Below are 24621 nucleotides of genomic sequence, written 5' to 3' on the forward strand. Positions count from 1 at the left end.
GTTCTCCATCGCTGTGTTTTTCTTCACGCCGAGTCCTTAGGAGATTAGACCGGCGGGGCCGGGCCCTCCCCCGTGTCCCCGCCCCCCCCCCCGCGCGGACGGCCGGGCGGGCCGGTACCGGCGTACCGTCCCTCCCGTACCGGCCGTCAGTCCTTGATCTCGCAGATCACCGCGCCGGACGACAGCGAGGCGCCGACCTCGGCGGTCAGGCCCTTGACCGTGCCGGAGCGGTGCGCGTTCAGCGGCTGCTCCATCTTCATCGCCTCCAGGACGACGACCAGGTCACCCTCGGCGACCTCCTGGCCCTCCTCCACGGCGACCTTGACGATGGTGCCCTGCATCGGCGAGGCGAGGGTGTCGCCGGAGGCCGCGGAGCCGGACTTCTTGGCCGCCTTGCGCTTGGGCTTGGCGCCCCCGGCGACCGCGGCACGGGCCAGCGGCATGCCCAGCGAGGACGGCAGCGAGACCTCCAGGCGCTTGCCGCCGACCTCGACGACGACCGTCTCGCGGGTGTCCGCCTCGGCCTCGTCCGTGCCGGGCGCGGCGAACGGCTTGATCTCGTTGACGAACTCGGTCTCGATCCAGCGGGTGTGCACCCGGAACGGCTCGTCGGAGCCGGTCAGCTCGGGCGCGAACGCCGGGTCCTTGACGACCGTGCGGTGGAACGGGATGGCGGTGGCCATGCCCTCCACGGTGAACTCGTCGAGCGCGCGGGCGGCCCGCTGCAGGGCCTGCTCCCGGGTGGCGCCGGTGACGATCAGCTTGGCGAGCAGCGAGTCCCAGGCCGGGCCGATGACCGAGCCGGACTCCACGCCCGCGTCCAGGCGCACGCCCGGGCCGGCCGGGGCCTCGAACGTGGTGACCGTGCCGGGGGCGGGGAGGAAGTTGCGGCCCGGGTCCTCGCCGTTGATGCGGAACTCGAAGGAGTGGCCGCGCACCGCCGGGTCGTCGTAGCCCAGCTCCTCGCCGTCGGCGATCCGGAACATCTCGCGGACCAGGTCCAGGCCGGTGACCTCCTCGGTGACCGGGTGCTCGACCTGGAGGCGGGTGTTGACCTCCAGGAAGGAGATGGTGCCGTCCTGGCCGACCAGGAACTCACAGGTGCCCGCGCCCTCGTAACCGGCCTCCTTGAGGATGGCCTTGGACGCGCGGTACAGCTCCGCGTTCTGCTCCTCGGTCAGGAACGGCGCGGGGGCCTCCTCGACGAGCTTCTGGTGGCGGCGCTGGAGCGAGCAGTCACGGGTGGAGACGACGACCACGTTGCCGTGCTTGTCGGCCAGGCACTGGGTCTCCACGTGCCGCGGACGGTCCAGGTAGCGCTCGACGAAGCACTCGCCGCGGCCGAAGGCGGCGACGGCCTCGCGGACGGCGGAGTCGTACAGCTCCGGGACCTCTTCGAGGGTGCGGGCGACCTTCAGGCCGCGCCCGCCACCGCCGAAGGCCGCCTTGATGGCGATCGGCAGGCCGTGCTCCTCGGCGAAGGCCACGACCTCGTCGGCGCCGGAGACCGGGTCGGGGGTACCGGCGACCAGCGGGGCACCGGCGCGCTGGGCGATGTGACGGGCCGCCACCTTGTCGCCCAGGTCGCGGATGGCCTGCGGCGGCGGGCCGATCCAGGTCAGTCCGGCGTCCAGGACGGCCTGGGCGAACTCGGCGTTCTCGGAGAGGAAGCCGTAACCGGGGTGGATGGCGTCGGCGCCCGAGTCGGCGGCGGCGCCCAGCACCTTGGCGATGTCGAGGTAGCTGGTGGCCGGGGTGTCACCGCCCAGTGCGTAGGCCTCGTCTGCCGCGCGCACGTGCAGGGCGTCCCGGTCGGGGTCGGCGTAGACGGCCACGCTCCCGATTCCGGCATCCCGGCACGCCCGGGCCACGCGGACAGCGATTTCGCCTCGGTTGGCGATGAGCACCTTGCGCACGATCGGTTCCTCCTTGGCGCTTCGCCGCAACAAATTAGGACGTCGCGAGTTTAGGGACTGGCGACACCGCGTGCCGACCCGTTCCCGGTAGTGAGCTTGCCCACACAGAGCGTGTGCCCGGTGCGGATACGGGACCGAAGTCCCCTGGTATCCCAGGGTAGGCCCGTATTCCGGGGGCGGTGGGGTGATCAAGATGTGGGCAAGGTCTCGCGCACCGAGCGTTCACCTGCACCCCGTTTCTTTGTGGAGTCCCTACGAATGGGCGAAGGAAAGTTTGCCCGCGGCTGCGTCCGGGCCCGCTCATTTCCCGCCGCGTCCGCTCGCGTCCCGTCCACGCCCCTTCAGGACCGGCCGGGCGCGCCGGCGGCCCGCTCCGCCCCGCCGGCCCGCGCTCCGTTTCCGGGCTCATACCCGGCTCCGGGCTCTTGTAGAGCGGGGGGTACTCAGGAGTAGCGTGCGCGGTGTTCTTTCGTACTCGCGGTAACAGGCGACGGGGAAGTGGGTGGACGGGGTGGCGGCACGCAGACCGGTGACGTGGGTGACGGCGGTGGTGCTGGTGCTGGAGGCGCTCGGCATCCTCTTCCTCAACTGGGTGCTGAGCATCGTCGTGGACAAGCAGCGGATGTCCATGGCGGGCGTCGACCCCGGCGCGATGTCCACCGGCGCCTGGGTGCTCGGCGCCGTCTTCGCGCTCTACCTGGCGTGCTGCGCCGTCCTGCTGGCCCGCATCGGCCTGCGCGACCGCCCGCCGGGCACGTTCGGGCGCATCGCCCTCGTCAGCTGTGCCGTGGTGCACGCCGTGCTGGGTGCCTTCGCGATCGGGCTGGTCGGCTGGGCGGCGTTCGCGGCGCTGATGGTGGTCCTCGCCCTGCTGGTGCTGACGCTGACCGCGTACGGCACGTCGTACGGCACGGACACCGGCCGCGACGGTGCCCCCGCTACCGCTCCGGCTCGCCCCACGACCTGACGGCCACTTCGTCCCCCACCGACAGCTTCCCCGGCCGCAGTACGGCGAACTTCGCCCCGAACACCACACCGCCCGACGCCACGCGCCGGTACCCGGCCAGCGTCCGCAGCGGCTCCGGCCCCTTCCGCGCGCCGGACCCCTGGTCGACGGTGGTGACGGCACACCGCACGGCGAGCTTCGCGTACCCCAACTCGGTGTCACCGACGGCGATCCGCCGCGCCCGGTCCTCGGTGTGCGGCGCGTCCCAGCCGTCGACCACGACGTTGGGCCGGAACCGGTCCATCGGCAGCGGCGCCGCGCCCTGCTCCGCCAGCCGCGCGTGCAGCAGCTCCAGCGAGGACCGGGACAGCATGTGCAGGGCGGAACTGTCGGCGTACCCGGAGGTGCCCGGCGTCAGACCGTCCGTCACCCGACCGTGCTCCGGCGGCACCCGCACGAGCCTGCTGGGGACACCGAGCACCTGCGTCAGCCACTCGGCGACGGTGCCGCCCTGATCGATCCCCTGATAGGCGTCCTTGAACAGCCGCACTTCCCGGCGAGCGGCAGCGGTGTCCACGACCAGCTCCAACGCCTCGACCCCCGGCGCCCGCAGCGTAAGACGCCCACCGCCGTCGCCGACCTCCGGCCGGATCAGCACCAGCCGCGGATCGCGCCGCTGGCTACGGAAGACACCGTCCCCATCGGTAACCATGAAGCTACGGTCGTGCGCGACCCCGGCGGGCGTCACCTCCGCCGTGCCCACGGACACTCCCGCACAGCCCTTGACCGGGTAGTAGGTCAGCTGCGCCACTGTGGCTTTGCCGGTCACTTGGTCCCCCTGTTCCTCGCGGCTCACCACGGCCGCTCGCGGCCCGTGAACCTCACACATCCCGTACGCACCGTGCTCCCCGCACGGTGACGGCACCAACGTAGCGCCGCACGGCCGCAGGCACCTCGCACCAGCGGCGCGCCGCCCCTCACCCCAGCGCCGCCACCTCGCGCCGCAGGGCCTCGGTCAGTGGGGCGCGCAGGCGGGCGAAGTCCGCTATGGGGAGGGCGGCTGAGACGGCGGTCAGGGTGGTGGGGGTGCCGGGGCCGCCGGGGCGTACCGGTACGGGGACGGCGATGCATGCCATTCCGGACACCGACTCCTCGCGCTCGACGGCGATTCCGTCCCGGCGGACCCGGCGCAGTTCGCGTTCCAGACGGTCCGGGGTGGTGATGGTGCGCGTGGTGCGGGCGCTCAGGCCGCTGGTGGCCAGGTACTGGCGGCGGGCGGCGGCCGGGAGGGAGGCCAGCAGGGCGCGGCCGTGGGCAGTGGCGTGGGCGGCGGTGTCCTGGCCGACGGAGAAGGCGGACTCCGGTCCGGCGGCGCCGTCCAGTACGGCGATCTCGCCGTCCCGGTACGTGCTGAAGAAGACGTCGGCGCCGGAGGAGCGGCGCAGCCGCAGCAGCACCTCGTGCACCCGCTCGTCGAGCCGCAACTGCCGCTGAAAGGCCTGGTGCAGGGCCGGTACGCGGTAGCCCAGGGTGTAACCGGCCGCCGTACGGGCCAGGTGGCCGCGTTCGGTCAGCGAGCCGAGCAGGTCGTAGACCGTGGACAGCCCGCAGTCCAGCTGACGGGCCAGCGCCTTCGCCGTCACCGGCTCCGCCGCCCCGGCGACCGCGTCGAGCAGGTCGAGGGCACGGTCGACGGACTGCGGCATGGCGGTCTTCCTCCGGGGCGGGGCGGGGGCGTGGGGCACGGTGGGTGCGGGCGCCGGGGTACGGGGTGCGGGGTGCGCCGGGGGCGGCACGCGCGTAGGCCTCCCAGCCTCGCACAGCCGCGCGGAGAGCCGGGCCGGAGGCGGTGACGGGCCGGACACGGTGACGGTCGTCACCGCACCGGACATTCTTCGGAATTCGGGGAATGTACGGCGGCCCGTCACCGTTCACCCAGGTCGGGCCTCCACTCTTCCGGTTTCGGAACCAAGCTCACCAGGAGTTTTTCCATGCAGTGCTTCGACTGTGCGCAGCTCGGCAGCGAGTCCGCCGCACTGGCCGTCTGCGCGGACTGCGGTGCGGCGGCGTGCGCCGCGCACGCCGCCGCCGTTCCGCGGACGGTTCACCGTACGGCGGGCCTGGGCCGCAGCACCGCCCACTCGGCGGGCCGCCGCATGCTGTGCACGCACTGCCGGCACGCCGCGACCGCGGCGGCGTGACTCCGGCGGCGTGACATCGCAATCGCCAGGGTGACACCGGGCGGCCGCGGCGCTCCGGGCGCCGGCCCCGGGGGCGCCGGTCCTGACGGGATTGGTCTTGACGGGGCCAGCCCTGGCGGGGCCAGCCCTGGCGGGGCCGGTCCTGGCGGGGCCGGTTCTCAGGGCGTCGCGAGCCGCACGATCTCGCGCGGGCGGGCCTCCCGCTCGTCGTAGGCGAGGTCGAGTCCGGCGGCCGCCTGTACGGCGGCGAGCGATGCGGCCGACGCCTCCTCGGACTCCCACTGCACGATCGAGACCACCGCGCCGCCCTCCGCGGCCAGCCAGCAGTCCGCCGACAGGCACCCCGGCGTCCGCCGGAACTCCTCGGCGACGCGGTGCACGCGCGCGACGAACTCCTCGCGGTGCGCGGCGTGCGGGTAGTGGTGTGCCACCATGCCGACCTTCATGACGCTCTCCTTCACGGGGAATGCGGGTGTTGAGTGGTGCTGTGCGTTTCGGTGCCGCGTGTCTCGGCGCCGTGTGTCTCGGTGTCGTGCGGTTCGGTGTGGTCGCCGGGCTCGTACGGGAGTCCGAGGGCGCCGGCCGCGGCGCCGGCCACCAGTGACGCGTCGTACGGGGCCTGGCCGGACAGGGCGATCGAGGTGCCCTCGATCGCGCCGACGAAGGCGAGCGCGAGGATTTCGGGCGGCGGGCCGTCCGGGAGCGAGCCCGCCTCGCGGGCGGCGGTGACGAGAGCGGTGCAGCGTTCGACGAGCACCCGGTAGCCCTTCTCGATCTCGCGCCCCACCGGGTGGTCCTGTCCCGTGAACTCCAGCCGCAGCGCCATCGCCACGCGCGCGAAGTCGCGCCGGCAGTACACGGCGTGGCCGCGCGCCAGGGTGAGCAGCGCCCGGACCGGGTCGTGTTCCTGCTCGACGTACTGGCCGACCTCCTGCCACCAGGTGTCCAGGACCCACTCGGTCACCGCCAGGGCCAGCTCCTGCTTGCCCGTGAACTGGTGGTAGAGCGCGCCGCGGGTGTACCCGGCGTCCTGGGCTACCTGTTCGAGCCTGAGGTTGCCGTAGCCGTAGCGGGACAGGCCCCGGGCGGCCGATTCGAGCAGCGCGGCGCGGGTGCGTGCCCTGCGGTCGGCCTGGGTGGGGCGGGGGGACTTGGCGCCGTCCGGCCGGGCGGCGCCGGTTTCGTTTTCGGCGGCCTCCGGCCCGCCCGTCGTTCCCGCTCCGCTCTTACGTACATCCATGTATGTATGTTACTTGCCGCCTGCCTCGCGACGTCAAGGGCTGCCGGCCACCGAACCGGAGCCCACTCCGCATGCGCCCCACGCGCCCCGGGTTCACCATGCGAAGAGTGTGTGTGGCCTCGACGAGGAGGTAGGGATGCTGCCGGTCGCGGAATTGCTGGCCGACTGCCTGCGGGACGTGCGGGATGCGAGGGGTGTGCGGGACGCGCGGGACGGCGCGCTCGGCATGGTGCCGGTCGTCCGGGAGGATCCCGCGTATCCGGAAGCGCGCCGCGCCTTCCTCGCCGCCGGACTGGCGGCGCTCCGTGACGAGGGGCCGGGGGCGGACTGGGTCCAGGTGAACCTGGAGACGGGGGCGGGGGTGCGGCGCGGTCTGTACGGCCGCCTCGCGGAGACCGTCCGTGAACTCCAGGACGCGGGCGCGGTCCGGGAATTCTTCTTCATGCACAAGCCGCCCGGCCTGCGCCTGCGTTTCCAGGCGCCGTCGCGGGACGGGCGGGACGCATTGCGCGATGCACTGCTGAAACGTTTCGCCGGTGCCGACGGGCTCGGCGCCGAGCTGACCGGCCCGCCCGTAGGCGGTGTGTACGAACCCGAGACGTACCTCTTCGGCGGGCCGCGCGCCATGCCGTACGTGCACCGGATCTTCACCGCGGACTCGCTCGCCTGGCTGGACCACCACGCGCGCCCGGCAGCCGCCGGAGCGATCGCCCCGGCCGCCCCGCCCGTGGCGGACTGGCGGGTGTCGCTGACGCTGCTGCGCGACCTGCTCGACGGGCTGGGCATCGTCGGCTGGGAACACCGCGGCGTGTGGGAGTCCGTACGGGACGACACCGGGCGGCGGCTCGCCGACGGCCACGGGCCCGGCGCGGAGGACGCACGGCGCGCCGCCGACGGCATCCGCGCGTTCTGGCGGCGCGACCGCGAGGAGCTGACGGCCGGACTGCCCGCGCCCGAGCGCGCCGCCCTGGACGCCCACCGGGACGCGGTCGGCGCGGCCGCGCGGCAGTGGCGTACCGGGTACTTCGAGTCGGGTGAGGCGCGGGGGACCGGCCCGCGCCGGGCCGCCGCGTACTGCGTGATCTTCCACTGGAACCGCGGACGGCTCTCCGTGGCGCGCCAGGCCCTGCTGACCGCGGCCCTGGCGGCCCCCGAGATGAGCCGGGCCCCCGCGGCGGCACCGCGCCCCGTCCGCGCGCCGGGCACGGAAACGGACCGCCCGGTGATCAAGGCTGCGGCGGTGGCGGATACGGCGGAGACGGCAGAGATGGCGGAGACGGTGGAGACGGCAGAGGTGGCGGAGACGGCGGAGACGGCAGAGGTAACCGGGGCGGTCGGGGCGGCCGAGGCAGCCGGGGCGGCCGAGGCGTCCGGGTCGTCCAGGGCGGCCGAGGCAGGGGTGACGGGCGGTGGCTGAGGCAGGGAAGGGCCGGGAGGCGGACCTCGCCGCGGGTCTCGCAGCAGATCTCGGCACCGGCTTCGATGCGGTACCGGCACCGGGCGGTGATGCGGTACCGGCACCAGGCGGTGATGCGGTACCCGCACCAGGCGGTGACGTGGCACCCGCACCAGGCGGTGACGTGGCACCCGCACCAGGCGGTGACGTGGCACCCGCACCAGGCGGTACGGCGTTGCTGCGGGCCGCCGGGATGCCGGCCGTGGCGTGGACGGAGGCGGGCAACCCGCGGCTGTTCGAGCGGGTCGGCACGTACGACCGTACGCGGCGGCAGCAGGCCGACCGTGCCCGTGCCCTGGCCGAACGGCTGGGCACCACCGTGGTGCCGCATCCCGAACTCGCCGGCGCCGACCGCCGGGCGGTCCTGGCGCTGCGCCGCCGCCTGCACGGCGGCACGGCTCCCGGTGCGGCGGACTGCGCCCTCCTGGAGTCGCTGGCCGCCGTCCCGGAAGACCTCGTGCACGAAGCCTTCGCGGTGCACCGGAACGACGTCCGGCTGGCCCGGACCCGGCAGGAACTGGAAGACGCGGTGGCGGACGAAGCGGAACGCGTGGGCGCCCTGGGCTGGGCGCTGGCCTGCGCCGGCCCGGTCATGCGGGCCTTCCTGGACGACGCGGCACCCGACCTCGTACCGACCGTCGAACGCCGCCTGGCGCAGGGCGAGTCCTGGCACGCCAAGCGGCTGCGCAAGAGCGGCGCCTACCTGTGGCGCGCGCTCGGCCGCGCCGCGGTGAAGACCACACCGCGCGGCTGGGTGGGCCAGGTCGCGCCGGTCGCGGTCGATCCCTGCCCGGCACCCGGCGGTACGGGATCGGGCGGGGCCAGCAGTACGGGACCGGGCGGATCCGGCGGTACGGAGCCGAGCGCGTGCGGGGACGAACCGCCCCCGCTGCTCGCCCCCGGTACGGCGCTGGCCGCGATGGCGTCCGAAGCCGCGGAGAACGTCCACGTGGCCCGGACGCGCCTGACCACCGTCGACCTGGCGACAGCGGACCCCGCGACCCCGCTCGCCCCCGCCCCGCTGCACTTCCGCGACGGCGGTGTGGTGCGCTGCTGGGTGATCGACCCGTCCGTACGGGACCGGATGCGCCAGGTGGAACTGCGCCGCACCCGCCCCCTGGACGCCGTACTGACGCAGCTGGCCCAAGGGCCGCGCCCGCTCGCCGAGATCGAGGACGCGCTGCTCGGCACCACCGGCGGCGGCTCCGGCACCGGCAGGGGAACCGCCTCCGGCACCGGCCCCGGCAGGGGAACCGGAACTGACTCCGGCCCCGGCAGGGGAACCGGAACTGACTCCGGCCCCGGCAGGGGAACCGGAACCGGCCCCGGACAGACGCTGGACGACACCCGCCGGGTGCTGCGCGGCTTCCTCGCGCACCTGCACGGCCTCGGCGTCCTCCAGGTCTGCGCCGCCCCGCGCCGCCGGCACAGCGCGTGGACGCCGCCGGTGGCCGTGCGCGAGCGGGACCGGCTGCCGCGGACGGAGCCGCTGGGGGAGGCGGAGTTCGTCGACTCGTACCGTACGGCCGAGGGGCCGGGCGAGGGGCCGGCCACGGTCCCGGCGGCAGCCGTCGGCGCCGTACGCGACGCCCTGCGCACCGCCGCCCGCCTGGCCGCACTCCGCGAGGCCGACCGCCACCCGGACGCACCCGGCACTCCCGGCTCTCCGGAACGCCGGATCCCCGAAGAGGCGCAGGCGCTCGACGAGCAGCCGCGCACCCTCAGTGACCTCCTCGCCGGACACTGGCCCGGAGCGGACCCCGACGGCGCGCCGCGGCAGGACGGCGGGCCCACCGCGCAGGCGCCGGCCCGTTACGAGGGCTGGCACCCGGCCCGTACCGCGCACTCCGGATACGCCCGCCTCCTCGCCCACCTCGCCACCCACGGCGACGAGCAGCAGGTGGACGTGACCGACGCGTTGCTGGACACCTTCGAGGCGCCGCCGGGCAGCGCCGTCCTGCCGCCCTGGCCGGTCGACTGCCTGCTGCGGCCCCTCGCCGGCCCGGGCCCGTCCGCCGTCCTGGAGACGGCCTCACCCGCCGGCCTGCTGGACGCGCGCTTCGCCGGCGCCCTGCACACCCTGCACGGTGGCTACGACAACGTGAGCCGCTACCGCGCCTTCCTCGCCGCCGTCGAGCGCGCGGCGGACGTGCGCTTCGTCGAAGTGCTGGTGCCCCCGCTGGCCGAGCACGCGGCCAACGCCGTACGCCGCCCCCTGGTCACCAGCTGGTGGACCGGCGACCCCGACCCCGCGCCGTACTTCGGTACGGCCGCCGGGCCCGGCTTGCCCGGCGGCACGGCCCGCTACCTGCCGCTCGACCGCATCACGCTGCGCCGCGACGGCGGCCGGGTCGTCGCGGAGGCCGACGGCCGGCGCATCGTGCCCGTCCACCACGCGACCCGCAGCGCTCTGCCGCCCTACGACGTCCTGCTGCGGCTGCTGATGGCCGCGAGCCACCCCGGCACGGCGTACCTGGTCCAGCTCGACGGCCTGGCCGGCGCGTTCCCGCGCGCCGCACGGCTGCCCCGGCTCACGGTGGGCGGGCGGCTGGTCGTCTCGCCCGCCGCCTGGCGGGTGCCGCGTACGGCCCTGTGGCGCGCCGACGACAGCGACCTGACCAAGGTGCGCGCCCTCGCGGAACTGCGCCGTACGGCCGGACTGCCCCGGTACGCCTTCCTGCGCTACGGCCCGGGCACCAAGCCCGTGCCCGTCGACCTGGAGGCGCTGCCGACGCTGCGTGTCGTCGACCGCCTGCTCGCGCAGGGCGAGGCCCACGGCACGCACCACGACCACCTGCTGGCCGAGGAGATGCTGCCCGCGCCGGACGGACTGGTACTGCGCGACCGGGTGCACCGCGACGGCGGCCGGGGCCGCTCCGACGGCGCGTCCGTCGCCGCCCAACTGCTCCTGAGACTTCCGCACGACCGCGCGATCAGCGATCTCGCGGCGTCCGCGGCCGCCGCCCTGCGCGGCGGAATCCACCTCCCCGGAACGCTCGCCCCCAGCGGGCGCGCCGCCGGGGCGGACCCCATCCATTGAGAGAAGGGAACATCGTCATGTCGGACACCATGGAGCGCACCGAACTCACCGACCTGGACGAGCTCATCGGTGACCTGGAGACCCGGATCACCGAGACCGAACTGCCCGAGACGGAAGCGGACACCGGCCACTGCAGTGGTCTGTGTACGGTCGTCGTCTGCGCCACCGTCGTCATCTGCTGACCGACACACCCAGGCCGTCCGTCCGGCTCCGGCCGGGCGGGCGGCCGCTCCCGGACGGACGGACGCCGACATGAGTACGAGTACGGGCACGGGCATGCGTACGGGCACGAGCATGCGAACGGGCACAACCACGCCCACGGAGGACCCAGCCACCGCCCTCACCGCCACCGCCGCCTCCCTCACCGCCACCGCCCCGGCGCTCCGCGCCCTCGCGGTTGAGCAGTTGGACGTCTGGACCCGCCGCCAGGCGACGGGCGAGCAGCCCGGCACCGAACCCTGCGACCCCGGTGTCCCCGCGCTGGCCGCCTTGGTGGCAGCCACCGGTGAGCCCGCCGAGGCCGCCGCGGCGGGCCATGCGGTGGCGGTCTGGGCCCGGGGCATCGGCCGGGGCCGGAACCACCCCGGCCTGTACGACGGCGGCCTGGCGGGCACCCTCGCCGGGCTGCGGCTGGGCGCCCGCCTCCACCCCCAACTGCACCAGGTCGCGGACCGGTTGCGCGACCATCTGCTGACCGTCGCGAAGGCGCGCCCGTGGCGGCGCGAAAACGTCCTGTTCCCCGACCAGGACCTGATCTCCGGACCGTCCGGCACCCTGCTCTCCCTGTGCGTCGCCGCCGACCCGGACGGCGGGCAACTGGCCCCCTGCGTCCACCACTTGGCGTCACTGTGCGACGGTGCGGAACTGCCGCGGCTGCGGGCCGACGGGTACGCCGGACACCCGTACCTGGACTGGATGCAGGGCCGCATCAACACGGGCATGGGCCACGGTGTCGCCGGCCTGGTCACCGCTCTCACCGCCGCGGTCCGGCACACCGGGTCCAATCGGGCGACCCGGCGCGCGCTGCGCAACGCCACGCACTGGCTGGCCCGCCAGTCCTTCGACGACGCCCGGTCCATCCGCAGCTGGGACGGCGCCGGACTCGACGAGGCGCCGCCCGAAGGCGCCCGCGCGCGCCAGGCGTGGTGCTACGGCAACCCGGGCGTCACCTGGGCCTTGTGGAACGCGGCCGACGCACTGGACGACGAGGCGACGGCCGCCTGGGCGGCGAAGGCGTTCACCGGTCTCGCCGAGCGCTACGACGAGGACTTCCACCTCTTCGGAGAGCACCCGGCGGACCTGCTCGCCTGCTGCCACGGTGCCGCAGGTGTCCTGGCCGTCGCGGACGCCTTCCACCACCACGCGCGACTGCCCGCCGCGACGGTCCTGCGCGCGCGGCTGGCCCGCCACCTCCTGGACCGGCTGCCCGAGGTGCGGACGCTGGGGGAGGAACGCATGGGGCTGCTGGGCGGGGCGACGGGGCCGCTGTGCGCGCTGCTCACCGTGGCCGAACCGGAGGCGGAGCGGCTGTGGCAGCCGTGCTTCGGGCTGCGCTGAACAGCGTGCGTACGGGCCGCCGGACTACGCCCAGAGATCCGTGATCGCCACATCCAGCTCCCCCAGCAGCCGCCGCAGCAGCGGCAGGGACAGGCCGATGACGTTGCCGGGGTCGCCGTCGATGCCGTCGATGAACGGCGCCGACCGGCCGTCCAGGGTGAAGGCGCCCGCCACGTACAGCGGTTCGCCGGAAGCCACGTACGCGGCGATCTCCACGTCGCTCGGCTCGCCGAAGCGGACGGTGGTGGACGCGGTGGCCGACACCCGGCGGCCCCCGTCCGCCGTGTCGATCACGCAGTGGCCCGTCTGCAGGACGCCGGAGCGGCCGCGCATCGACTTCCAGCGGGCGGTCGCGTCCTCGGCGTCGGCGGGCTTGCCCAGCGCCCGCCCGTCCAGCTCCAGCACCGAGTCGCAGCCGATGACCAGGGCACCGGCCGTCTCCGGCCGGGCGGCCACCGCGGCCGCCTTCGCCTCGGCGAGCACCCGGGCCAGCTCGGCGGGCGAGTCCGCGGTGATCGCGTCCTCGTCCACGCCGCTGACGACGACCTCGGGCGCGAGCCCGGCCTGGCGCAGCAGGCCGAGCCGGGCGGGGGACTGGGAGGCGAGGACGAGACGGCGGGCGGCGGCGCCGGGCTGAACGGTCATGACCGCCATCGTACGGAGCCGCAGCGGATACGCAGGGGGCGGGCACCGTCCGGCACCCGCCCCCTGCCTTCGCTCACCCGGCCCCGCCGGCAGCGCGACCAGGCGACTTCCTTTGCTCACCCGGCCCGCCGGCAACGCGACCAGGCGACTGCCTGTACGCACCCGGCCCCGCCGGCCGGCTCACTTGTCGAGCACGGCCTCCATGACCTTCTTGGCGATCGGGCCGCCCAGCTTGCCACCGGCGATCTCCGAGCGCGGGATGTCCATGTCCGAGGGGTCGACGAAGACCGCGACCGCGACCGGCGAGCCGTTGCCCTGCTTGGCGTACGAGACGAACCAGGCGTACGGGCGCTCGTCGCGGACGTCCGCGCCGTGCTGGGCGGTACCGGTCTTGGCGCCGACCTTGACGCCGTCGATCAGCGCCTTCTTCGCCGTGCCGTTCTCCGCGGTGTTCTCCATCATCTCCTGCACCTTCTTGGCGGTGCTCTCGGAGACGGCCTGGCTCAGCTCCTTGGGCTCGAACTTCTCGATCGTCGACAGGTCGGGGCCGCGCGTCTCCTCGACCAGGTACGGCTGCATGACCTTGCCGTTGTTGGCGAGCCCGGCGACGACCATGGCCATCTGCAGCGGCGTGCTGGTCAGGCTGCCCTGCCCCATGCCGGTCAGCGCGGTCTGCGGCTTGTCCAGCTTCTCGGGGTAGCCGCTGGTGGCCGTACGGACCGGCGTGAAGATCTTCTGGTTGAAGCCGAACTTCTCCGCCGTCTCGCGCATCTTGTCCTTGCCGAGCCGGTGCGCCGCCTCCAGGTAGGTGTTGTTGCAGGACCACTGCATACCGACCTTGAGGGACGCGTTCGCGCACGGCGCGGTGGCGATGTCGTTGCCGACCGTGGTGGCCGTCTGCGGCAGGGTGTACGGCACCGGGGCCTGCACCGGGGTGTCGATGTCCGGCACGATGCCGTGTTCCAGGGCCGCGGCGGCGGTGAGGATCTTGAACGTCGAGCCGGGCGGGTAGATCTCCAGGGACGCCCGGTTGTTCATCGGCTTGGACTTGTCCTTGATCAGGGCGGTGTACTTGTCGCCCTCCTTGAAGGAGCTGCCCGCGAAGACCGACGGGTCGTAGGACGGCGTGCTCGCCATCGCGAGGATCTTGCCGGTGGCCGGCTCCAGGGCGACCACCGCGCCCTTGGCCTTGAGGTCGGTCAGGCTCTTGTACGCGGTCCGCTGCGCCTTCTCGTCGATCGTCGTCAGCACGTCGCCGCCGCGCGGCTTCTCGCCGGTCAGGATGTCCTTGGCGCGCTTGAGGAAGAGCTTGTCGTCCTTGCCGCTGAGGATGTCCTTGTAGACGCCCTCCAGGAACGTGCTGCCCTGGGACTGCGAGGCATAGCCGGTGATCGGCGCGTACATCGGGCCGTCCTTGTAGACCCGCTTGTACTTGAAGTCGCCGGCCGTCTCGACCGAGCCGGTGATCGGCTTGCCGCCGACGATGATGTTGCCGCGCGGATAGGAGAAGGCCTCGATCTTCACCCGGCGGTTGTTCTCGTCGTTCGACAGTGAGTCCGCCTGGACGAACTGGACCCAGGTGACGCGCACCAGCAGTGCCAGCACCAGCACTCCGCAGAAGACGGCTATGTGTCTCAGCGGCCTGTTCATCGCTCTCCACTCCCCATGCCGTACGGCCCCGGTGCCGCGCGGACCGGCCGTACAGGCGCCCGAATTGCGGCCTTCAGAGGTAAAGGATGTCCCAAGCGGGGGTCGCGGTTGCAGGTGGGGTGTGTGACCTGGTCCTCTTAGCCCGGTTCGGTACGCGGCGGGTCCGGGGCCGTCGCCGTAGGGACCGGATGTGACCGTATGCGGCGGGGGCTGCGTGGTGCGGGTCCGGCCGGCCCGGACCCTCGGGCTCCGCTCTCGGGCCCCCTCTCAGATCCCGCTCCCAGGCCCCGCTCCCAGGCCCCGCTCTCAGACCCCGCTCTCAGACCCCGCTCTCAGACCCCGCTCTCAGACCCCGCCGACCAGCATGACCATCAGCACCACCGCGGCCACGGCCAGCACGATGCCCACCCGGTGGAGCATCGCCTGTACCTGGCGCAGCTCCTCGGGAGGCTCGTCGGGCGGATCGGACCACAGCATCCTTCGATCCTGCGCCGGGAACGCCGACGGCGCCTGAGTACGCGTACTCAAGCGCCGTCGGACGTCATGACCAAGGCACGGCCCCGGCGTCACGGGAATGCCCCGGCTCAACGGAAGTGCCCCGGCTTCACCGGAACGACTCCGGCTGCGCAGGAGCCGCCCCCGGCCTCAGCGCGGCCAGTAGCTCGTGCGCCAGGCCCGCGGGCCCGGGTGCGGCAGCCGGTGGCGCGGGACCGTGGACGCCGGGTCGGCCCATGCGTCCGTACGCTCCGTGGCGGGCGCGTCGGCGGCGGCAGCCGCGGCCGCCGCCGCGCGGGTGCGAACCACCGCCAGTGCGGCGGCCAGCTCCTCGGGTGTGGGGTTGCCCCGGACGACCTTGATCATGGTCAACCGACCTCCTGGCTCTGGCGGACTTGCGGCGAACGGCGGACAGCGCCGCTGACGGGCACGGGCGCCCCTACAGCGGGATGTTGCCGTGCTTCTTCGGGGGCAGCGACTCGCGCTTGTTGCGCAGCGTGCGCAGCCCGCGGACGATGTGCCGACGGGTCTCGGACGGCATGATCACCGCGTCCACGTAGCCGCGCTCGGCCGCCACGTACGGGTTGAGCAGCGCGTCCTCGTACTCCTGGATCAGCTCCTGGCGGCGGGCGTCCTGCGCGGCCGGGTCCTCGATCGCGGCGAGCGTGCGGCGGTGCAGGATGTTGACCGCGCCCTGCGCGCCCATCACCGCGATCTGCGCGGTCGGCCAGGCCAGGTTCAGGTCCGCGCCCAGGTGCTTGGAGCCCATGACGTCGTAGGCGCCGCCGAACGCCTTGCGGGTGATCACCGTGATCAGCGGAACCGTCGCCTCCGCGTACGCGTAGATCAGCTTGGCGCCGCGCCGGATGATGCCGTCCCATTCCTGGTCCGTACCCGGCAGGAAGCCCGGTACGTCCACGAACGTCAGCACCGGGACGTTGAACGCGTCGCAGGTGCGCACGAACCGCGCGGCCTTCTCGCTCGCGTTGATGTCCAGCGTGCCCGCGTACTGCATCGGCTGGTTGGCGACGATGCCGACCGCGTGGCCCTCCACCCGGCCGAAGCCGGTGAGCATGTTCGGCGCGAAGAGCGCCTGCGTCTCCAGGAACTCGCCGTCGTCGAGGACGTGCTCGATGGCGGTGTGCATGTCGTACGGCTGGTTCGCCGAGTCCGGGATCAGCGTGTCCAGCTCGCGGTCGTACTCCGAGGTCTCCAGGTCCGCCTCCTCGGGGAAGGCGGGCGGCTCGGAGAGGTTGTTGGACGGCAGGTAGGACAGCAGCGCCTTGACGTACTCGATGGCGTCCTTCTCGTCGCCCGCCATGTGGTGCGCCACGCCCGAGGTGGTGTTGTGCGTCCGGGCGCCGCCCAGCTCCTCGAAGCCCACGTCCTCGCCGGTGACGGTCTTGATGACGTCGGGTCCGGTGATGAACATGTGCGAGGTCTGGTCGACCATGACCGTGAAGTCGGTGATGGCGGGGGAGTAGACCGCGCCGCCCGCGCACGGGCCGACGATCAGCGAGATCTGCGGGATGACGCCGGAGGCGTGCACATTGCGGCGGAAGATCTCCGCGAACAGGCCGAGCGCTGCCACGCCCTCCTGGATGCGGGCGCCGCCGCCGTCGTTGATGCCGACGACCGGGCAGCCGTTCTTCAGCGCGAAGTCCATCACCTTGACGATCTTCTCGCCGTAGACCTCGCCCAGCGAACCGCCGAAGATGGTGAAGTCCTGCGAGTAGACGCAGACCGTACGGCCGTCGACGGTGCCGTAACCGGTCACCACGCCGTCGCCGTACGGCCGGTTCTTCTCCAGGCCGAAGTTGGTCGAACGGTGCCGCGCGAACTCGTCCAGCTCGACGAACGAGCCCTCGTCGAGCAGCAGCTCCACGCGCTCACGCGCCGTCAGCTTGCCCTTCGCGTGCTGCTTCTCCACGGCCCGCGCCGAGCCGGCGTGGGTGGCCTCCTCGATCCTGCGCTGGAGGTCGGCCAGCTTGCCCGCGGTGGTGGTGATGTGTGCTTCCGGCTCGGACATCGGGATGCGGCTCCTGCTCGTCCTGGACTGGTGCTCGTACGAGGGTGGTACGGGGGTTGAACGGGATGGGCTACCGCTTCGTAGCGTATCGGCGGGACTGCTCAGGGGCACTGCGTCGTTGACCACACCTAGGCTGGGGCCATGACGCCTCAACCACCGGAAAACCAGGACAAAGACCGCTCGGGCCAGGGCGACGGCGACGCGGCGCGGGCCGGATCGGGGCAGGGGGAGGGCCCGGGGGCGGGTCCGGGCGCGGCTTCGGGTACAGGCTCGGGTGCGGCTTCGGGTGCGGGTCCGGGTGCGGCTTCGGGTACGGGTCCGGGTGCGGCGCCGGGCTCCGGCGGGCGCTGGTCCGACCTGGAGCGGCCGCCGCTGAACGCGACGGCGCTGCGCCGCGCCCTGCTGCGGTCCGGCTCGCTGTGGACCGGCGTCGACGTCGTGTCCTCGACCGGTTCGACCAACACCGACCTCACCGCGCGGGCCGCCGAAGGGCTGGCCGAGGGCGCCGTCCTCGTCGCCGAGGAGCAGTCGGCGGCGCGTGGCCGGCTGGACCGCAGGTGGTCGGCGCCGCCCCGCTCCGGCCTCTTCTTCTCCTTCTACCTCACCCCGCGGGTTCCCGTGGAGCGCTGGGGCTGGCTGCCGCTGCTCGCCGGAGTCGCGACCGCCAGTGCGGTGGCCCGCACCGCCGGCGTGGACACCGCCCTGAAGTGGCCCAACGACCTGCTGGTCACCGTCGGTGACGAGGAGCGCAAGGCCGGCGGCATCCTCGCGGAGCGGGCCGGGGACGGTGTGGTCATCGGCATCGGCCTCAACGTCACGCTGCGCGCCGAGGAACTGCCCGTACCCGGCGCCGGTTCGCTCGCCCTGGCCGGCGCCGAGGTCACCGACCGCGACCCGCTGCTGCGGGCCGTCCTGCGGTCGGTCGAGGACTGGTACGGGCAGTGGACCGCGGCCGGCGGTGACGCGGCGGCCTGCCGCCTCCAGGACGCGTACGCGGCCGGATGCGCCACGCTCGGCCGCTCCGTACGGGCCGAACTCCCCGGCGACCAGGCTCTGCTCGGCGAGGCGGTGGCCATCGACGGTGACGGGCGGCTGGTGCTGGCCACGGAGGAGGGCATGCAGCGGCCGGTCGACGCGGGGGACATCGTGCACGTGCGGCCGGCGGGGTAGCGGAGCGGCGTGCGGCGGGCGGGGGAGGAACGGCCGTACCGGCCGTGCGGGAGTGCGGTTTCGGTCTCTTTCCCGCCCGCGTGGCGTTCCCGTCCGTATGGCGGTCAGAAACGATCAGATCCTGGTCAAGAAACCTCGGTAGCAATCGCACTTATGTGTCGATCGGGGCGATAGCGACGAGGCGTGAGAGTGAGCCAGAGCACACCTGCCGTATCGTTGAGGCCGTCCGCCGCGGAGCGGGCGAACGAGCGAGAAGTGATCGGAAGGGCAGTGCGCAGGGAACGGACAGGGAGCGAGCGGTGACCGCCGACGACTCGGGCGCCGGCCCGCGCGAAGCGGACATCGCCCCTCGTGAGACGGGGGCCGCTCCTCCTGAGGGGGACTCGGCGCCGGTGGACGGCGCGGCGCGCGCCGACGGGGCGGGAGCCGCCGACGGCGCGGGGGCCGACTCCGACGACGACACCATCGCGATCCGGCTGGAACAGCTGATCCTCGGCGCCGACCGCCGCTACACCCCCTTCCAGGCGGCCCGCAGCGCCGGCGTCTCCATGGAACTGGCCTCCCGCTTCTGGCGCGCCATGGGCTTCGCGGACATCGGCCAGGTCAAGGCGCTGACCGAGGCCGACGTGCTGGCGCTGCGCCGGCTGGCGGGCCTGGTGGAAGCCGGGCTGCTCAGCGAGGCGATGGCGGTCCAGGTGGCCCGCTCCACCGGACAGACCACGGCCCGCCTCGCCGACTGGCAGATCGACTCCTTCCTGGAGGGCCTGACCGAGCCCCAGGACTCCGGCCTGACCCGTACGGAGATCACCTACCCCCTCGTCGAACTCCTGCTGCCCGAGCTGGAGGAGTTCCTGGTCTACGTCTGGCGCCGCCAGCTCGCCGCCGCCACCGGCCGCGTCGTGCAGGCCCAGGACGACGCGGAGATGGTCGACCGGCGCCTCGCGGTGGGCTTCGCCGACCTGGTCGGCTTCACCCGGCTCACCCGGCGCCTGGAGGAGGAGGAACTGGGCGAACTGGTCGAGGCGTTCGAGACCACGGCCGCCGACCTGGTCGCCGCGCACGGCGGCCGGCTCATCAAGACGCTCGGCGACGAGGTCCTGTTCGCCGCCGACGACGCGGGCATCGCGGCCGAGATCGGCCTGCGCCTGATCGAGACCATGGCCAACGACGAGACGATGCCGGAGCTGCGCGTCGGCATCGCGTTCGGCACGGTCACGACGCGCATGGGCGACGTCTTCGGCACGACCGTGAACCTGGCCAGCCGCCTGACCTCGATAGCTCCCAAGGACACGGTGCTGGTCGACGAGGCGTTCGCGGAGGAGCTGGGGCGTACGGGCGAGGCGCCGGTCTCCGAGGCCGACGCGAAGGCCGCCGCCGCGGCGGCGGAGGACGGGGCGGCCCCGCTGCCCGAGTACCGCTTCGCGCTGCAGCCGATGTGGCAGCGGCCCGTGCGGGGGCTGGGCGTCGTCGAACCGTGGCTGCTGAGCCGGCGTACCTGAGCCGTACGCCGCGGCCGGTCCGTGCCCGGCTCCCTCTTGCGCCCCCTGGTTAAGGTGACGGAACGATCGTTAACGAGGGAGGGTGCTGCATGGACACGCAACGCTTCGGGGACTTCGTCGGCGTACACCGCCATGGGTACGTGGCCGAGCTGCGGCTCGACCGGCCCAAGGCGATGAACGCGGTGTCCACGGCCATGGCGGACAGCATCGGCGCCGCCTGCGCCGCGCTCGCCGCCGACCGGGACGTCCGCGTCACGGTGCTCACCTCCACCCACGAGCGGGCCTTCTGCGTGGGCGCCGACCTGAAGGAACGCAACTCCTTCAGCGACGCCGACCTGATGCGCCAGCGGCCGCGCGCCCGGGCCGCCTACACCGGCGTCCTGGAGCTGCCGATGCCCACCGTCGCGGCCGTGCACGGCTTCGCGCTCGGCGGCGGGTTCGAGCTGGCACTCTCGTGCGACCTGATCGTGGCGGACCGTACGGCCGTGGTGGGGCTGCCCGAGGTGTCGGTGGGCGTCATCCCCGGTGGCGGCGGTACGCAGCTGCTGCCGCGGCGGGTGGGCGCCGCCCGTGCGGCCGAGCTGATCTTCACCGGGCGGAAGGTGGAGGCCGCGGAGGCCCGGGACCTGGGGCTCGTCGACCAGCTGGTGGACGCCGGCCAGGACACCGGGGAAGCCCTGGCCCTCGCCGGGCGCATCGCCCGCAACTCCCCGGTCGGTCTGCGCGCCGCCAAGCGCGCCCTGCGGCTCGGCCATGGCCTCGACCTGCGTACCGGACTGGACGTGGAGGACGGCGCGTGGCGCAGCGTCGCCTTCTCCGCCGACCGGGCCGAGGGCGTGGCCGCCTTCAACGAGAAGCGCAGCCCGGAGTGGCCGGGGGAGTAGCCGGACGGCCGCGGCCCGGGCCTCCCCGAGGCCCGGCCCGGCCGGAGAGCGCGAATGCCCCGGAACGTTCCTACGCTGTAGTGACACGTAGTGCTCACGGTGACGGAATGCGAGGTCCGGTGACGGGCGAGGGCGATGACAGGCTTCGGGCCGTGGTGGCACTGGCGCAGGCGATGGCGGCGGCGCACACCCCGCGGGAGTCGGTGCGGGCCGCCGCGGAGGGGGTACGGGCGGCTCTCGGGGGTTCCTTCGCGGCGATCTCGGCCTGGGAGCGGGAGCTGGGGCAGCTGAAGGTGCTGGTCAACGTCGGGGAGCTGGCCGAGGGGGAGGTGACGTACCCCGAGGACGAGTCGTATCCGGTGCACGAGTTCCCGGAGATCGTCGGGTTTCTGCACGAACAGTGGGCCGGGGGCGGCCAGCCGAACGCCTGGATCGAGACCGCCGGTGACGGGGCGGACGAGGGGCCGTACAACCACCAGCGGGTGGCCGCGCTGCGCCGCAGGGGGCGCGGCTGCTGCGTGGTCGCGCCGATCGTGCTGCACGGGCGCGCGTGGGGCGAGCTGTACGTGGCCCGGTCGGCCGGGGAACCGGGCTTCACGCGCGCCGACGCGGACTTCGCGACCGTACTGGCCGCGGTGACGGCGGCCGGGATCGCGCAGACGGAGCGGCTGGCGGAGGCCCGGCGGCTGGCGTTCACGGACGCGCTGACCGGGCTGGCGAACCGGCGCGCGGTGGACATGCGGCTCGACGAGGCCCTGGAGCGGCACCGGCGGGACGGCGCCGTGGTGAGCCTGGTGGTCTGCGATCTGAACGGGCTGAAGCGGGTGAACGACTCGTGCGGCCACGCCGTCGGGGACCGGCTGCTGGAACGATTCGGCTCGGTGCTGTCCCTGTGCGGTGCCATACTGCCGGGCACCCTCGCCGCCCGCCTCGGCGGCGACGAGTTCTGCCTGCTCACGGTGGGCCCGTCGGCGGACGAGGTGGCCAAGGTGGCCACCGAGCTGTGCGACCGGGCGGCCGAGCTGGAGCTGGGCGAGGGCGTCGCGGTCGGCGTCGCGTCGACCGGCGACCCGATCGGGCCGGTGCGCTCGGCCCGGCGCCTGTTCCGGCTGGCGGACGCCGCCCAGTACCGGGCCAAGGGCTCGGGCTCACGCGGCCCCGTGGTGGCGGGCCGGGAGGGCGGTACGGAGGACCCGGTGGTCCGCCTGGCGGACGCGCCGGAGCGGGCCTCGTCGACGGAGCGCCGCCGCTTCCGGCGGTGACCGGGCGGTGGGTACGGGCCGGAGATCCCGTGGTGGCCGGGCGTCCGTGCGCGGGCCGAAAGATCCCGTGGTGACATCCAGCGATTCAGTCTCTAGGGTGCCTGAATATGGATATGCACACTGTGGTGCTGGGGACGTCCGGCACGACCGCACAGGACGTCATCGCCGTCGCCCGCGGCGCCGCCCGTATCGAGCTGTCCGAGGAGGCCATGGCGGCCGTCGCCGCCGCCCGCGCGGTCATCGACGACCTCGCCGCCAAGCCGGACCCGGTGTACGGCGTCTCCACGGGCTTCGGAGCCCTCGCCGTCCGCCACATCAGCCCGGACCTGCGGGCCCAGCTCCAGCGCAACATCGTGCGCTCGCACGCCGCCGGCATGGGGCCGCGGGTGGAGCGCGAGGTGGTGCGCGCGCTGATGTTCCTGCGCCTGAAGACCCTGGCCTCCGGGCACACCGGCGTCCGGCCGCTCGTCGTCGGCACCATGGCCGAGATCCTCAACGCCGGGATCACTCCGGTCGTCCACGAGTACGGCTCGCTCGGCTGCTCCGGCGACCTCGCCCCGCTGTCGCACTGCGCGCTGACGCTCATGGGCGAGGGCGAGGCGGAAGGCCCGGACGGCGTCGTACGGCCGGCCGGTGAACTGCTCGCCGAACACGGCATCGCCCCCGTCGAGCTGCGCGAGAAGGAGGGCCTGGCCCTCCTGAACGGCACCGACGGCATGCTCGGCATGCTGATCATGGCCTGTGCCGACCTGGCCCGCCTCTTCACCTCGGCGGACATCACCGCGGCCCTCACCCTGGAGGCGCTGCTCGGTACGGACAAGGTGCTCGCGCCCGAGCTGCACGCCATCCGCCCGCACCCCGGGCAGGCCGCCTCGGCCGCCAACATGCTCAAGGTCCTGGCCGGTTCGGGACTCACCGGCCACCACCAGGACGACGCGCCGCGCGTCCAGGACGCCTACTCCGTCCGCTGTGCCCCGCAGGTCGCGGGCGCGGGCCGGGACACGCTGGACCACGCCCGCCTGGTCGCGAGCCGGGAGCTGGCCGCCGCCGTCGACAACCCGGTGGTGCTGGCGGACGGCCGGGTCGAGTCGAACGGCAACTTCCACGGCGCGCCGGTCGCGTACGTCCTGGACTTCCTCGCCGTCGCCGCGGCCGACCTCGGCTCGATCGCGGAGCGCCGTACGGACCGCCTGCTGGACAAGAACCGCTCGCACGGCCTGCCCGCGTTCCTGGCCGGCGACCCGGGCGTCGACTCGGGCCTGATGATCGCCCAGTACACGCAGGCGGCGCTGGTCAGCGAGTTGAAGCGGCTCGCCGCGCCCGCCTCGGTGGACTCCATCCCGTCCTCCGCGATGCAGGAGGACCACGTCTCGATGGGCTGGTCGGCGGCGCGCAAGCTGCGGACCGCCGTGGACAACCTGACCCGCGTGCTCGCCGTCGAGCTGTACGCGGCGACCCGGGCGGTGGAGATGCGCGAGGGCCTGACCCCGGCACCGGCCACCCGTGCGGTGCTGGACGCCGTACGGGCCGCGGGCGTGCAGGGACCGGGGGAGGACCGTTTCCTCGCTCCGGACCTGGAGGCGGCGTACGACTTCGTACGCAGCGGCCGGCTGGTCGAGGCGGTCGAGCAGGTCACCGGCGAGCTGGCCTGACGACGGGCGGTCCGGCGGGGCGGGCGGTCCGGCGGGGCGGGCGCGGCCCGCTCCGCCGTCGGCCGCGCAGATCCGCGCGGTTCTGCGCGCTTCTTTGCGAGGTCGGGGCGGTGGCGCCGGCGCTCAGGCCGCGTCGCCGCGCGTGCGGCGCACGGAGAAGCCGACCAGCCCGGCGCCGATGCCGAGGAAGGCGGCGCCACCGACGACGTACGGCGTGGTGTCGAACGCGCCGGTGTCGGCGAGCAGCGTTCCCTGGCCGTTGCCGGCTTCCCGCTGGTCCTGGCCGGGCTGCGCGACGGCGTGCGACTGGGTTCGGGTGGCCTGCTGGGCCGACCGGGGGGCGTCGTGCGTCGTCCGTTCGCCGTGTTCGACGGTGGCGTTCGCGGACGGTACGAACCACAGGGCGAGCAGTACCGATCCCGCGGCTGCGGCGGTCAGCAGTGGTCGACGTGCGGTCACGGGCACGGAAACGATCCCCCTTGTGGGCTCGGCAAATTGACCGTTGACAACAGATGTTAGTGACAGCCGCGGGTCGTGGGGAAGTCAGGACCGGCTGGTGCTTACGCTCCCAGACATGAGCAATGACGAGACATCACGGTTTGTCCGGCTCCATGTCGAACTGGTCATGGAGGTCGCCGACTCGGACCGGCTGACCGGCGCGGCACTCGACCACATCAACGGTGACCCTTCTCTACCCGCGGAGGAGCGCGGGCATGCGCGGGAAACGGTCCAGACCGATCCGGCGGAGGCGCTGGCCTACCTCGTGGACCCCTTCGACCTGGTCGAGGACGTGCCGGGGGTGGAGCTGACGCAGGCGTCGTGGAGCAGCGAGGAGATCGACTACGACGCCGACGCGGAGTGGGTCCTCGGGCACGACGCGGAGGACGACGACCTCCCGGAGGACGCGGAGCCGACGGAGGCCGAGGACGGCGGGGTGCGCGTCCGCTTCTGAGGAGGCGGCCGGCCGCCGGACGCCGCT

At 73.7% G+C, this 24621-nt stretch carries 23 protein-coding genes; 12 read left to right on the plus strand and 11 right to left on the minus strand.

What is annotated here, in order from left to right:
* Positions 1-146 precede the first annotated feature (146 nt).
* Positions 147-1916, minus strand: coding sequence for a biotin carboxylase N-terminal domain-containing protein (locus AB0L45_RS36270; RefSeq protein WP_365847824.1), 1770 nt, complete (start codon positions 1914-1916; stop codon positions 147-149).
* Between the two features lie 502 nt (positions 1917-2418).
* Between AB0L45_RS36270 and AB0L45_RS36275 the strand changes: the two genes are divergently transcribed.
* Complete coding sequence (locus AB0L45_RS36275; protein ID WP_365847826.1) at positions 2419-2883, plus strand: hypothetical protein; 465 nt, start codon at positions 2419-2421, stop codon at positions 2881-2883.
* Here AB0L45_RS36275 and AB0L45_RS36280 read toward each other — a convergent pair.
* A complete protein-coding gene (locus AB0L45_RS36280; RefSeq protein ID WP_365847828.1) occupies positions 2855-3691 on the minus strand; it encodes an MOSC N-terminal beta barrel domain-containing protein in 837 nt (278 codons plus the stop codon). The two genes, AB0L45_RS36275 and AB0L45_RS36280, sit on opposite strands and share 29 nt — an antisense overlap.
* 148 nt (positions 3692-3839) lie before the next feature.
* Positions 3840-4568: an IclR family transcriptional regulator C-terminal domain-containing protein gene (locus AB0L45_RS36285; protein WP_365847830.1), complete on the minus strand. Its 729-nt coding sequence runs from the start codon at positions 4566-4568 to the stop codon at positions 3840-3842.
* A 285-nt stretch (positions 4569-4853) separates the two neighbouring features.
* On the opposite strand from AB0L45_RS36285, the gene AB0L45_RS36290 reads away from it, so the two are divergent.
* The gene (locus tag AB0L45_RS36290) at positions 4854-5063 is read left to right on the plus strand and encodes a DUF2180 family protein (protein WP_365847832.1); all 210 of its coding nucleotides are present in this window, start codon (positions 4854-4856) and stop codon (positions 5061-5063) included.
* Positions 5064-5221: 158 nt separating this feature from the next.
* On the opposite strand, the gene AB0L45_RS36295 is transcribed toward AB0L45_RS36290, so the two are convergent.
* Positions 5222-5509 carry an antibiotic biosynthesis monooxygenase gene (locus AB0L45_RS36295; protein WP_365847834.1) on the minus strand — a complete coding sequence of 96 codons (288 nt, stop codon included), beginning with the start codon at positions 5507-5509 and terminating at the stop codon, positions 5222-5224.
* 11 nt (positions 5510-5520) lie between these two features.
* The gene (locus tag AB0L45_RS36300) at positions 5521-6303 is read right to left on the minus strand and encodes a TetR/AcrR family transcriptional regulator (RefSeq protein WP_365847836.1); all 783 of its coding nucleotides are present in this window, start codon (positions 6301-6303) and stop codon (positions 5521-5523) included.
* A 136-nt stretch (positions 6304-6439) separates the two neighbouring features.
* Here AB0L45_RS36300 and AB0L45_RS36305 point away from each other — a divergent pair, with 136 nt between their 5' ends.
* The 4 genes from AB0L45_RS36305 (at position 6440) to AB0L45_RS36320 (ending at position 12356) form a co-directional block, all read left to right on the plus strand.
* The gene (locus AB0L45_RS36305; protein WP_365847838.1) at positions 6440-7720 is read left to right on the plus strand and encodes a thiopeptide-type bacteriocin biosynthesis protein; all 1281 of its coding nucleotides are present in this window, start codon (positions 6440-6442) and stop codon (positions 7718-7720) included.
* A gap of 187 nt (positions 7721-7907) precedes the next feature.
* Positions 7908-10799, plus strand: a complete 2892-nt coding sequence (locus AB0L45_RS36310; protein WP_365847840.1) for a lantibiotic dehydratase — start codon at positions 7908-7910, stop codon at positions 10797-10799.
* 17 nt (positions 10800-10816) lie between these two features.
* Complete coding sequence (locus AB0L45_RS36315) at positions 10817-10981, plus strand: hypothetical protein (RefSeq protein ID WP_365847842.1); 165 nt, start codon at positions 10817-10819, stop codon at positions 10979-10981.
* 112 nt (positions 10982-11093) lie between these two features.
* Complete coding sequence (locus AB0L45_RS36320) at positions 11094-12356, plus strand: lanthionine synthetase LanC family protein (RefSeq protein ID WP_365847844.1); 1263 nt, start codon at positions 11094-11096, stop codon at positions 12354-12356.
* 24 nt (positions 12357-12380) lie between these two features.
* On the opposite strand, the gene AB0L45_RS36325 is transcribed toward AB0L45_RS36320, so the two are convergent.
* The 5 genes from AB0L45_RS36325 to AB0L45_RS36345 form a co-directional block, all read right to left on the minus strand.
* Positions 12381-13001 carry a nucleoside triphosphate pyrophosphatase gene (locus AB0L45_RS36325; protein ID WP_365847846.1) on the minus strand — a complete coding sequence of 207 codons (621 nt, stop codon included), beginning with the start codon at positions 12999-13001 and terminating at the stop codon, positions 12381-12383.
* A 180-nt stretch (positions 13002-13181) separates the two neighbouring features.
* A complete protein-coding gene (locus AB0L45_RS36330; protein WP_365847847.1) occupies positions 13182-14651 on the minus strand; it encodes a penicillin-binding protein 2 in 1470 nt (489 codons plus the stop codon).
* A gap of 345 nt (positions 14652-14996) precedes the next feature.
* On the minus strand, positions 14997-15128 hold the full coding sequence (locus AB0L45_RS36335; RefSeq protein WP_365847849.1) for a hypothetical protein: 132 nt from the start codon (positions 15126-15128) through the stop codon (positions 14997-14999).
* Positions 15129-15296: 168 nt separating this feature from the next.
* The gene (locus AB0L45_RS36340; protein ID WP_365847851.1) at positions 15297-15512 is read right to left on the minus strand and encodes an acyl-CoA carboxylase subunit epsilon; all 216 of its coding nucleotides are present in this window, start codon (positions 15510-15512) and stop codon (positions 15297-15299) included.
* Between the two features lie 73 nt (positions 15513-15585).
* Complete coding sequence (locus tag AB0L45_RS36345) at positions 15586-17175, minus strand: acyl-CoA carboxylase subunit beta (protein ID WP_030668323.1); 1590 nt, start codon at positions 17173-17175, stop codon at positions 15586-15588.
* Between the two features lie 141 nt (positions 17176-17316).
* Between AB0L45_RS36345 and AB0L45_RS36350 the strand changes: the two genes are divergently transcribed.
* The 5 genes from AB0L45_RS36350 (at position 17317) to hutH (ending at position 23642) form a co-directional block, all read left to right on the plus strand.
* Entirely contained in the window at positions 17317-18345 is a 1029-nt protein-coding gene (locus AB0L45_RS36350) for a biotin--[acetyl-CoA-carboxylase] ligase (RefSeq protein WP_365847853.1), read from the plus strand.
* A gap of 299 nt (positions 18346-18644) precedes the next feature.
* Entirely contained in the window at positions 18645-19844 is a 1200-nt protein-coding gene (locus tag AB0L45_RS36355) for an adenylate/guanylate cyclase domain-containing protein (protein WP_365847855.1), read from the plus strand.
* 89 nt (positions 19845-19933) lie between these two features.
* Positions 19934-20728: an enoyl-CoA hydratase-related protein gene (locus AB0L45_RS36360; RefSeq protein ID WP_365847856.1), complete on the plus strand. Its 795-nt coding sequence runs from the start codon at positions 19934-19936 to the stop codon at positions 20726-20728.
* A 107-nt stretch (positions 20729-20835) separates the two neighbouring features.
* Positions 20836-21990 carry a GGDEF domain-containing protein gene (locus tag AB0L45_RS36365; RefSeq protein ID WP_365847858.1) on the plus strand — a complete coding sequence of 385 codons (1155 nt, stop codon included), beginning with the start codon at positions 20836-20838 and terminating at the stop codon, positions 21988-21990.
* 107 nt (positions 21991-22097) lie between these two features.
* Entirely contained in the window at positions 22098-23642 is a 1545-nt protein-coding gene (gene hutH, locus AB0L45_RS36370) for a histidine ammonia-lyase (RefSeq protein WP_365847860.1), read from the plus strand.
* 123 nt (positions 23643-23765) lie between these two features.
* Here hutH and AB0L45_RS36375 read toward each other — a convergent pair whose 3' ends face one another.
* The gene (locus AB0L45_RS36375; protein WP_365847862.1) at positions 23766-24101 is read right to left on the minus strand and encodes a hypothetical protein; all 336 of its coding nucleotides are present in this window, start codon (positions 24099-24101) and stop codon (positions 23766-23768) included.
* A gap of 115 nt (positions 24102-24216) precedes the next feature.
* Here AB0L45_RS36375 and AB0L45_RS36380 point away from each other — a divergent pair, with 115 nt between their 5' ends.
* Positions 24217-24594 carry a hypothetical protein gene (locus AB0L45_RS36380; RefSeq protein WP_365847864.1) on the plus strand — a complete coding sequence of 126 codons (378 nt, stop codon included), beginning with the start codon at positions 24217-24219 and terminating at the stop codon, positions 24592-24594.
* The last annotated feature ends 27 nt before the right edge of the window (positions 24595-24621 follow it).

The organism is Streptomyces sp. NPDC052496, assembly GCF_040679095.1.
Classification (GTDB): domain Bacteria; phylum Actinomycetota; class Actinomycetes; order Streptomycetales; family Streptomycetaceae; genus Streptomyces.